The organism is Nostoc sp. T09 (assembly GCF_002154695.1).
Lineage (GTDB): Bacteria > Cyanobacteriota > Cyanobacteriia > Cyanobacteriales > Nostocaceae > Aulosira.
In genome coordinates this window covers 1-3,602 of sequence record NZ_MTAV01000194.1, presented here as the reverse complement: position 1 = coordinate 3,602, position 3,602 = coordinate 1, and the positions used below count along the sequence as shown (strand labels likewise).

The following is a 3,602-nucleotide window of genomic DNA, read 5'->3' as shown; positions in this document are numbered from 1 at the left end:
CAACCCAATGGTCCCTATTATATCGGTGGCTATTCTTTTGGCGGCATCATAGCCTTTGAAGTTGCCCAACAACTAAAAGCTCAGGGTGAGGAAATCGGTCTACTATCAGTATTCGATGTCTCATCTCCAGGTTATGCTAAACCGATTCCCAACTCAGATGATGCCAGCTTTTTCCATCTACGGAAACTTTTGAGTTTGAACATCAAAGACCAGTTAACTTATGTATGGGAGAGGGTCTTTTGGCATTTTCAGATTGGCAAAGCAAGTATGTTTTATCGATTTTACTTGCGCTATATTAAACGCTCACTACCAGATTTGCGACTGTTGAAAGTGGCTTTGGCGAATAATCAAGCCGGCAAGAGCTATGTACCGTCAATCTATCCAGGTCAAGTAACTCTGTTCCGCGCTAGTCAGCAAAATGTCGGGTTAGATGTTGACTTGGAATTAGGCTGGGGTAAGCTAGCGGCTGGCGGAGTAGAACTCCATCATGTTCCTGGTGCTCATGCCTCTCTCATCCAAGAACCTAATGTACAGGTGATCGCTGAAAAATTCCAGGCTTGTTTAGATAAGGCACAAGTAGATGTGCTCAAGCCTAGCCGCGAATTCAGCGACACTGACAGAACAATGTAGAGATGGCAAACTTTTTCCCATCTCCGCTGGCACAACGTTCCCTTAAACTCTGTAAGAAACATTCTGTGTTCTTGGGAGAGTTAGCTCGATCTATACGAGTAGATTAAGTACTGGGATGATCGCAAACTAAAGAGCTTACACCCACAAACATGAGTATGTTTATGGGTGTAATACCAATTGGGGTATTAGAGCAGTGTCTAATGACAACCTTCACACGTAAATATACAACTTAAATGCGTGAGAGCTGATCAATTAGTCACATACAGCAGAATTCAGGAGTTAGAATTTGAGGCTGAGGATCTGTACTTCATTAACTTGAAATTTGCTGTAAGTACCTCAACATCAAGAAAGAAGAAGATTTGACAAAATTCATAATCTATGTCTCAAAACTTGCTGTTAGGCAAATAACAATAACTAGAAATTTGGTAGAGGAATTTTTAGGTAGCAGCTATGCTGTTGATTTTTTACCTGTGTCAATTACCCCTGGCGATCGCACATATCGCTACATTTTGAATCAGCAATCGCCATAGTATTTTTCTCTCCTTAGAGTAACAAAAATAATGTTGTTCTCTTGAGAAAAACTTATATTCAACTAATTTAAGATAAATATAAATCAAGTGCGAAGAGGCTTTGAAAAATTTTTTGCTAATAAGAAATATTAATTATCGGCGATTTTGACAAGCCCTCTAGATGCAATTTCTTTATCATTACTTTATAAATTACGGGATAATGACATTTATGTATTGAAGGCTTGATGAAGAGCAAAAATTATACCGTAAGTAGCTGTATATCTATTAATAGCTTTTTATAAAGAAAGCGGCGACGAATAGCTATAGAAATTCTAAGTACACTAAAGACCAATGGCAAAACAAGAGTTACAAGAGAGAGCCAAGTCAATCTTTGGTACTTCAACAAATTTGACAATTGAGCAGTTAGTTAGAGATGGTGTCAAAAAAAATCCAGCTGCCAGAGCGATCGCCGCTCCTGGTCGTCTTCCTCTGACATACGCTCGCCTTTATGACCATATCCAAAATGTCAGTGCAACTTTAAATGCAATGGGATTAGGAGTAGGCGATCGCGTTGCCATTGTACTGCCTAATGGACCAGAGATGGCTGCTGCTTTCTTGGCGGTAGCTGCCTGTACCACTAGTGCCCCTCTCAATCCTGCTTATAGCGCTGAGCAATTTGATTTTTACCTGGGAGATTTAAATGCCAAGGCCCTGATTGTGCAATCAGGGAAAGATTCCATAGCCAGACAAGTTGCAGCAGCACGTAATATTCCAATTATTGAACTAGTGCCACAGTTGGACGCAGAAGCCGGAATCTTTAAACTGGTAGGCGAAACCAACTTACCTCCTGTAGAGGGCACTCACAGTCAGAATGAAGATATTGCTCTGGTTTTGCATACATCAGGAACCACTGTCCGTCCCAAAATTGTGCCGCTAACACAAGCTAATTTGTATATAGCAGCAGACATTATTAAAAATGCACTAGAGTTAGGGCCAAACGATTGTTGCTTAAACGTTATGCCCCTGTTTCACGTACAGGGGTTATTTATATCAATACTTTCCTCTATCGCATCTGGTGGGAGCGTTGCTTGTGCTCCTGGATTTGATGTTTCGCAATTTTTTGTCTGGCTACAAGCCATGCAAGCAACCTGGTATTCAGCAGTTCCGACAATTCATCAAGCAATTTTGAATGCTACTGATATTCATAAGACCTTAGATAGCATTCCCAAACTGCGATTTATTCGTTCTGGAGGTGCTGCCTTACCACGCCCAGTCATGAAAGCCTTAGAAGAATTCTTCCAGGCTCCAGTACTAGAGGGTTACGGCATGACTGAGACGGGCTGTATAATTGGGCTTAATCCTTTACCACCTCGTCAGCGCAAACCTGGTTCAGTAGGAATTGCTACTGGCATGAAATTAGGCATCATGGATGAGACCGGTAATTTACTACAACCTTATGAAGTCGGGGAGATTGTAGTACAGGGCGGCCATGTGATGCTTGCTTACGAAAATAATCCCGTAGCTAATCAAAACTCTTTTACCAACGGGTGGTTTAGAACTGGAGACCAAGGCTATGTAGATGACGAAGGTTATCTGTTCCTCACAGGTAGGCTGAAGGAGCAAATTAATCGTGGTGGTGAAAAAATTGCTCCTAGGGAAATAGATGACGTGCTACTAGAGCACCCAGCCGTAGACCAAGCAGTAGCCTTTGCAGTTCCCCACCCTACTCTCGGTGAGGATTTGGCAGCAGCAATTGTCTTGCGGCCAAATGCTACTGTTACTGACAAGGAAATTCGTGAATTTGTCGCCGCCAAGCTGGCTGGTTTCAAAGTTCCAAATCAAATAGTATTTGTAGCAGAAATCCCCAAAGGTCCCACAGGTAAACTCCAGCGCATTGGTTTGGCACAAAAGCTCAAAGAGCAATTGCAAGCAAATTACGTTGCACCCAGAACTGAGGTAGAGAAGGTACTAGCAGAAATTTGGGCTGAGGTACTGAAGCTCGAACAGGTAGGAATTTATGATAATTTCTTTGCGTTAGGTGGCGACTCGTTGCTAGCGGTAAGTCTGTTCAACAAAATTGAGCAGAAATTGGGCTATAGTCTACCTCTGTCTACCTTAATTCCAGCACCCACCGTTGAGCAATTTGCTGATGTAATTCGTCGTGCAGAATCTTCAGAATCTAGCTCATCCCTAGTAGCAATTCGGGCACAAGGTTCTCGACCACCGCTATTTTTGATTCATCCAGTTTGGGGTAATGTACTGCTGTATCGGGATTTGGTGCGTTATCTGCATCCAGACCAACCTGTTTATGCGCTGCAAGCAAAAGGAATTGATGCCCAACAAGCACCTCTGACTGATTTAAGTGAAATGGCTACTCACTACATTCAGGAAATTCGTCAGGTTCAACCCAATGGTCCCTATTATATCGGTGGCTATTCTTTTGGCGGCATCATAGCCTTTGAA

Annotated in this window: 3 protein-coding genes; all 3 read left to right on the top strand. The window is 42.4% G+C overall.

The genetic code is table 11. The annotated features are described in order from the left end of the window. Positions 1-630 (top strand): thioesterase domain-containing protein (locus BV372_RS30360; protein WP_256973551.1); only part of this gene is annotated, 630 nt, incomplete at its 5' end. 359 nt (positions 631-989) lie between these two features. Further along, positions 990-1,160 carry a hypothetical protein gene (locus tag BV372_RS37245; protein ID WP_218776789.1) on the top strand — a complete coding sequence of 57 codons (171 nt, stop codon included), beginning with the start codon at positions 990-992 and terminating at the stop codon, positions 1,158-1,160. Positions 1,161-1,490: 330 nt separating this feature from the next. Next, the coding region (locus BV372_RS30355) for an AMP-binding protein (RefSeq protein WP_086690555.1) at positions 1,491-3,602 on the top strand (2,112 nt) is incomplete at its 3' end.